The organism is Methylocucumis oryzae (genome assembly GCF_000963695.1).
Taxonomy (GTDB): domain Bacteria; phylum Pseudomonadota; class Gammaproteobacteria; order Methylococcales; family Methylomonadaceae; genus Methylovulum; species Methylovulum oryzae.
In genome coordinates, this window is sequence record NZ_LAJX01000079.1 from 1 (window position 1) to 6,755 (window position 6,755).

Annotated in this window: 6 protein-coding genes; 5 read left to right on the top strand and 1 reads right to left on the bottom strand. The window is 45.3% G+C overall.

All coding sequences use genetic code 11. From position 1 onward, the window contains the following. Window positions 1-700: AAA family ATPase (locus VZ94_RS08335; RefSeq protein ID WP_045778876.1), on the bottom strand; the 700-nt coding region annotated here is incomplete at its 3' end. Between the two features lie 218 nt (window positions 701-918). On the opposite strand from VZ94_RS08335, the gene acs reads away from it, so the two are divergent. The 5 genes from acs to VZ94_RS08360 all read left to right on the top strand — a co-directional run bounded on the left by acs (window position 919) and on the right by VZ94_RS08360 (window position 6,744). Further along, complete coding sequence (gene acs, locus VZ94_RS08340) at window positions 919-2,856, top strand: acetate--CoA ligase (RefSeq protein WP_045778881.1); 1,938 nt, start codon at window positions 919-921, stop codon at window positions 2,854-2,856. A 68-nt stretch (window positions 2,857-2,924) separates the two neighbouring features. Beyond that, window positions 2,925-4,334 (top strand): amino acid permease, encoded by a 1,410-nt coding sequence (locus tag VZ94_RS08345; RefSeq protein ID WP_045778877.1) that lies wholly within the window; start codon window positions 2,925-2,927, stop codon window positions 4,332-4,334. 43 nt (window positions 4,335-4,377) lie between these two features. Then, the gene (locus tag VZ94_RS08350) at window positions 4,378-4,812 is read left to right on the top strand and encodes an EamA family transporter (protein ID WP_045778878.1); all 435 of its coding nucleotides are present in this window, start codon (window positions 4,378-4,380) and stop codon (window positions 4,810-4,812) included. Window positions 4,813-5,005: 193 nt separating this feature from the next. Next, entirely contained in the window at window positions 5,006-6,484 is a 1,479-nt protein-coding gene (locus tag VZ94_RS08355) for a complex I subunit 4 family protein (protein ID WP_045778879.1), read from the top strand. A 5-nt stretch (window positions 6,485-6,489) separates the two neighbouring features. Next, window positions 6,490-6,744, top strand: coding sequence for a putative inorganic carbon transporter subunit DabA (locus tag VZ94_RS08360; protein WP_045778880.1), 255 nt, complete (start codon window positions 6,490-6,492; stop codon window positions 6,742-6,744). Window positions 6,745-6,755 lie beyond the last annotated feature (11 nt).

Here is a 6,755-nt window from a genome sequence, read left to right on the forward strand (position 1 = left end):
TCACTACATAGCGGTATAACGACTCATCAACATGCACGGTTGCTGTTTGCTCTCTGGCTAGAATTAAATCATGCTCTGCTAACGGGGTAATGCTTTGCAATGCGGCTTGATGACCGCCACCGGGTTTGTCATAGCGACTAAGAATGAGCGCTTCTGTCTTAGCATCAGGATAAGTTAAGTTGAGCTTGACTAAAAAACGGTCTAGTTGCGATTCTAATAGCGGATAAACCCCTTCAAATTCATACGGGTTTTGCGCCGCTAACAGGAAAAAGTCTTTCGGTAATGGGTAGGTTTTACGGTCTAGTGTTACGGTGTTTTCTTCCATAGCCTGTAATAACGCGGACTGGGTTTTAGGGCCGGTGCGGTTAATTTCATCGACTAATACAACACGATTAAATAAAGGGCCTGGCGCAAATTCAAACGTATGTTTTTCACTGTTGTAAATGTGTATGCCAGTAATATCACTAGGCATTAAATCCGCAGTACCTTGAATGCGGCCAAAGTGACTATTGATAAGCTGAGCTAGCGCTTTTGCAAGCAAGGTTTTGCCTAAACCGGGGACGCCTTCCAATAAAACATGACCTTGCGCGACCCACGCGATAATTAAGCCATGAATAATATCGTCCATGCCAACGATGACTTTACCTAATTGCTCGTGTACATGTTGTGCCAAGTATTCGGTTTTGTCAGTAATCTTCATAGAGTTTCCTAAAAATGCAACATAAGACAACACTGCACGCTGGCTATGCATAACAGCGTCAGTCGATGCTAACGTCAGTGATTATTGTTTAGCTGCTCTCAGGGTAGCTTAAATAGCCGTTATTGCAACGATTAGGTCAAGATAAAATTTTGCGTGCAATAACGCGTAGATTTGACTAATGTGTGGCCTTTCGTAAACCGACCACGCATCCTATCACCATGTCTGAACAATATATCTACCCTGTTAAACCCGAAATAGCCCGACATGCTCATATTACCGAGGCGTTGTATCAAGCCGATTATCAGCGCTCTATTAATGACCCCGAAGGTTTTTGGGCGGAACAAGCGCAACGCTTTTTACATTGGCGTGCGCCTTGGCATACCGTGTTAGATTATGATTATCCGAGTGCTTATATTAAATGGTTTCAAGGTGGCCGGCTTAACGTCAGCGAAAATTGTTTAGATAGACATCTAGCTGATAAAGGCGATCAACTGGCGATTATCTGGGAGGGCGACGACCCAAACCAACAGAGGCGTGTGACCTATAAACAGTTACATGCCGAAGTCTGTCGCTTTGCTAATGCATTAAAAGCACAAGGTGTAGGCAAAGGTGACCATGTTTGTATTTATCTACCGATGATTCCTGAAGCCGCTGTCGCCATGTTGGCGTGTACACGTATCGGTGCAGTGCATTCAGTGGTGTTTGCTGGATTCTCGGCAGAAGCACTAAAAGACCGAATACTCGATGCGAATTGTCACTACTTGATTTGTTCTGATGAAGGCTTTCGCGGTGGTAAAACGATTCCGATAAAAGCCACCGTCGATAAAGCGGCTGAGCAATGTCCAGGGCTAAGCAAAATTATCGTCGTGCAACGTAGCGGCAATCCAGTTAACTGGCAACCCGGCCGTGATATGTGGTATCACGAGTTATTAGCGATAGCTGACACAGAGTCAGAGCCTGAAGCTATGGATGCCGAAGACCCGTTATTTATTCTTTATACCTCAGGTTCTACCGGTAAACCCAAAGGTGTACAACATACGACAGGCGGTTATTTGCTGTATGCGGCAATGACGCATAAATATATTTTTGATTACCAGCCGGGTGAAATTTATTGGTGTACGGCTGATGTGGGTTGGATTACGGGTCATTCTTATGTGTTGTACGGGCCGTTATGCAATGGTGCGACTACGCTGATGTTTGAAGGTGTGCCGACGTATCCGGCGGCGGATAGATGCTGGCAAATTGTCGATAAATATCAAGTTAATATTTTTTATACCGCACCTACCGCAATACGCGCCTTAATGGCACAAGGCGATGACTTTGTAGCATCTAGCGACCGCAGTAGCTTAAGAATTTTAGGTAGTGTGGGTGAGCCGATTAACTCTGAAGCTTGGGAGTGGTATTACCATGTCGTAGGACAAACTCGTTGCCCAATTGTGGATACCTGGTGGCAAACTGAAACCGGCGGCATTTTAATTACGCCGTTACCTGGCGCGACGGAATTAAAACCCGGTTCAGCCACGCGGCCTTTTTTCGGCGCAAAACCGGAAATTCTCGATGCACAAGGTCAGGTATTAACCGGCGTTGCCGAAGGTGTGCTGACATTAAGCTTTCCGTGGCCAGGACAAGCCCGCACGGTATACGGCGACCATCAACGTTTTATCGATACCTATTTTAAGGCCTATCCTGGTTATTATTTTACTGGTGATGGCGCACGCCGGGATGAAGACGGGTATTTTTGGATTACCGGTAGAGTTGATGACGTGATTAACGTATCCGGTCATCGGTTAGGCACGGCAGAAATTGAAAGTGCATTAGACTTGCATGAGCACGTGGCCGAATCGGCAGTGGTCGGCTATCCCCATGATATTAAAGGCCAAGGTATTTATGCGTATGTAACGCTAATTGTTGGGACTGTTCCTAGTGAAGAGTTAAAACGTGAATTAATTGCTCATGTCCGTGCTGAAATTGGTGCTATCGCCGCACCGGATAGGATTCAATTTGCTCAAGCGTTGCCTAAAACGCGGTCAGGAAAAATTATGCGCCGAATATTGCGCAAAGTTGCAGCCAATGAATTGGACACGCTAGGCGATACTACCACCTTAGCAGATCCTGCGGTGGTAGACGATATTATTGCTAATCGTCTAAATCGCTAGGGCTTGCTTTTGCCTAACCCAACTAAGCTATAATCCAACCCATTGTGTTAACTGACTAAAGAACTCTCATGCGCGCGCAACTCTTCCGAACCAAGCATTATTTAGCTAACGAAAACGCCAGTCATGGCTTAAAACGCTGTTTATCAGCCTGGGACTTAACCTTTTTAGGGGTAGGCGCGATTATCGGCACCGGTATCTTTGTATTAACCGGTGTTGCGGCCGCGACACAAGCCGGCCCTGCCGTGGTGATTTCATTCATTGTGGCGGGCTTTGCCTGTGCGTTTGCGGCATTGTCTTATGCTGAATTATCATCGGCAATTGGCGGGTGTGGTAGCGCGTATGGTTATAGTTATGTCGCATTTGGCGAATTATGCGCGTTTATCATAGGCTGGGATTTATTATTGGAATACAGTATTGCCGTTGCGACGGTCGCTAATGGCTGGTCGGGTTATTTTTGCAATGCCTTAACTGCGATAGGATTGGGTTTACCGGATAGTTTAACGAAAGCGCCGGAGCTGGGCGGTTTTATTAATTTACCTGCATCGGGCATCATTTTGCTATTAATGGCGCTATTAATCTTAGGCGCTAAACAAAGCGCGAAAGCCAATAATGCGATGGTCTTTGTAAAATTAATCACTATTACAGTATTTATCGCGGTCGCTGTGTTTAATGTTCACCCCGAAAACTGGCAGCCGTTTATGCCGTTTGGTTGGTTTGAAACCCAAGCAGATGGCCGTACTACTGGCGTATTAGCCGGGGCATCGTTAGTTTTTTTCGCTTATGTCGGCTTTGATGCTGTGTCTACAGCAACAGAGGAAGCCAATAATCCACAACGCGATTTACCGATGGGGATTGTCGCGTCGTTACTGTTTTGTACGTTGATTTATATCATCGTATCAGGCTTATTAACCGGTGTGGTCAATTATACGCAACTCAATGTGTCCTCGCCGGTGGCTCATGCGTTAAGCCTGATTGGCGTAACTTGGGCTTCTGCGCTGGTATCGACGGGTGTGATTGCTGGTTTGTCAACAGTGATGTTAGTGTTGTATTACGCATTAACACGCATTATTTTTGCGATGTCCAGAGATGGCTTGTTAACGCATTATTTCGACCATGTGCATCCTAAAACGCAAACACCTGTGCGCGTCATAGTACTGACCGGCATTATCATGGCGTTAATCGCCGGCTTTATTCCGTTAAACGAGTTAGCTGAATTAGTGAATATCGGTACCTTAGCCGCGTTTGTGCTCGTGTGTTTTGGCGTCATCGTGTTGCGCTTAACTAAGCCTGATATGCCACGACCGTTCCGCAGCCCATTTAATTTACTTTGTCCTATCTTAGGCGTGTTGTCGTGCTCAGCATTAATGGCGTTTTTACCGGCAATTACTTGGTTACGCTTTGTGGTGTGGTTGGTGATTGGCTTAATCGTGTATTTTTGTTACTCCATGCATCATAGCAAGTTGGAGGCTGAGCAATAAAACGTAGTGTTAGCTGACACTGTAATATAGGGTTCAATCGAACATGGCAGAAATTCAAAACTGGTTTTTATGGGCGCTTTTATCGGCAGTTTTTGCAGCGTTAACCGCGATTTTTGCCAAGCTTGGCCTTGATGGTGTTGACTCTGATTTAGCAACGTTAGTCCGCACCGTCATCATTTTCGTTGTTCTTGCCTGTTTTCTGTCTGCTACAGGAAAATGGCGTAATCCCTTTGAACTACCCGTAAGGACATGGTGGTTTCTAATCCTTTCCGGATTGGCAACAGGGGCTTCATGGCTATGCTATTTTCGTTCGTTGAAAATCGGCGAAGCTTACAAAGTCGCCCCGGTCGATAAATTGAGCGTTGTTTTAGTTGTACTCTTCGCTGTTGCGTTTCTTAACGAGCGCCCATCCCTTCGAGAATGGCTTGGGATTTTTTTAGTTGGTGCGGGCGTTCTTATACTCGCTATCAGAAGGTAACCCCAAAAAATTGTTACTCAACTGGAAATTAGCCTATGAAGTCCTCGCTTACTGTACCCGCTGCTTTTGCCTTTAAAACGACTATACTTCAAACGGTCATATTCGGCTTTTAGGTAGGGTACGCTGTGCGTATCTTTATAAATAACCATTAAAAATCAATAAAAAAGGTACGCACAGCGTACCCTACGAGATTATGCGTATATTAAGCCTTTTACTATGGACACCCGCTGTTGGGGCGTTGCTGTTAGTGTTTTTTCCCTCTCATCAGGTGCGTGGTATACGCTGGCTGGCGAATGGTTTTGGTTTGTTAAGCTTATTATTAGCGTGTTATTTACTCTCGCTGTTCAAGCCTAGCGATGCTGGTTTGCAATTTAGTGAGTTCTTCCCATTGAATCCTAACTTAGGCAGCGCTTATGCTTTAGGCGTCGATGGCTTGTCTATGCCTATGTTAATGCTGAGCGCGTTGTTAACGTCGGTGTCGTTGCTCGCATCGTTTTCGATTAATAGTGCGGTTAAAGGCTATTACTTGTGCATTTTATTGCTGGAGTTCGGTGTCACTGGCGTATTTATGGCACAAGATTGGGCGTTGTTTTATATTTTTTGGGAAGTCACGCTGATACCGCTGTTCTTTTTAATTGGCCGTTGGGGCGGTAAGCGCCGACATGCGGCGAGCTTGAATTTTGTGTTATACACCATGGTTGGCTCGGTTTTTATGTTGCTTTCGCTATTAGCAGTTAGCCAATACGATTTGCACCATGCCGGTTCACTGATGACGTCTATGCATCAAGCGGCGCAAGATATGCCGTTATATGAGCAAATCTTAGTATTGGCGGGGTTTATTTTAGGTTTTGGTGTTAAGTTGCCGATTTTTCCTATGCATGGCTGGTTACCGCTCGCGCATGTGGAAGCTCCAGCCCAAGTCAGTGTGTTGCTGTCCGGTATTTTATTAAAAATGGGGGCTTATGGGCTGATTCGTGCCGCTGTGATGCTGCCGGAGGCGACTCATATTTTGCAGCCCTTGTTAATTTTTCTGGCATTGTTTGGCATGTTATACGGCGGTTTATTAGCGTGGCGGCAAACTAATTTAAAAGGCATGGTGGCGTATTCGTCGATTAGTCACATGGGTCTAGTGTTATTTGGCATTGCGAGTTTAAACGAGGCCGGACTGAATGGCGCGATTCAGCAAATGACGGCACATGGTTTAGTCTCAGGTGCGTTATTTTTGTTATTGGGCTTGCTGTATTTACGCTCTCATACTATGTCGATACAAGAATATGGTAATTTACTGCCGATTATGCCTAGATTTGCTTGTATGATGATTTTAGCGCTGTTTGCGGGTATGGGCCTGCCAGGCTTTGCGGGTTTTATCCCTGAACTCCATACGTTGATTAGTTGTTTACAGACTTGGCCTTGGCTTATCGTATTTTTTGGCATAGCAATTTTAATTTCTGCAGCTTATTTGTTGCGCACACTCACGCGATTATTTACCGGCCCAAATCCCGCCAAACTTGTTGACGCTAACGATTTACAAAGCCATGAATTGCTAGCTTCAGGCGTGTTAATTGCCAGTATTATTTTATTAGGACTTATGCCTAGTCGTTGGATTGAGCTATCGGCAGGTACGGCTGCGAACTTTCAACACATTATTAATCAACGTATTGCACAAAAATAGCTGATATGTCCGATTCCCTTCAATATTCGCAGTATCGCACCCGGCTTAAACATATTTTTCAGCATTTAGATCATGTGTTGCCAGGGCAGGGACCCATACTGGATTTCGTACACCATAACACTTTACATGGTTATCAAGAGCTACCGTTTGAAGAAGCTTTAGATACGGCACAAAGCTTAACCGGCGTATCAGGGTATTTGCCGGAGCAAAAAAATTTCGCGAGCTGTTTCAACAACAACGCATTAACGAGGCGGATTTAGACGCCGCGTTT

Coding starts and splice junctions, on each gene's coding strand:
- acs (WP_045778881.1), top strand. CDS start 919: ATGTCTGAACAATATATCTACCCTGTTAAACCCGAAATAGCCCGACAT.
- VZ94_RS08345 (WP_045778877.1), top strand. CDS start 2,925: ATGCGCGCGCAACTCTTCCGAACCAAGCATTATTTAGCTAACGAAAAC.
- VZ94_RS08355 (WP_045778879.1), top strand. CDS start 5,006: ATGCGTATATTAAGCCTTTTACTATGGACACCCGCTGTTGGGGCGTTG.
- VZ94_RS08360 (WP_045778880.1), top strand. CDS start 6,490: ATGTCCGATTCCCTTCAATATTCGCAGTATCGCACCCGGCTTAAACAT.
- VZ94_RS08350 (WP_045778878.1), top strand. CDS start 4,378: ATGGCAGAAATTCAAAACTGGTTTTTATGGGCGCTTTTATCGGCAGTT.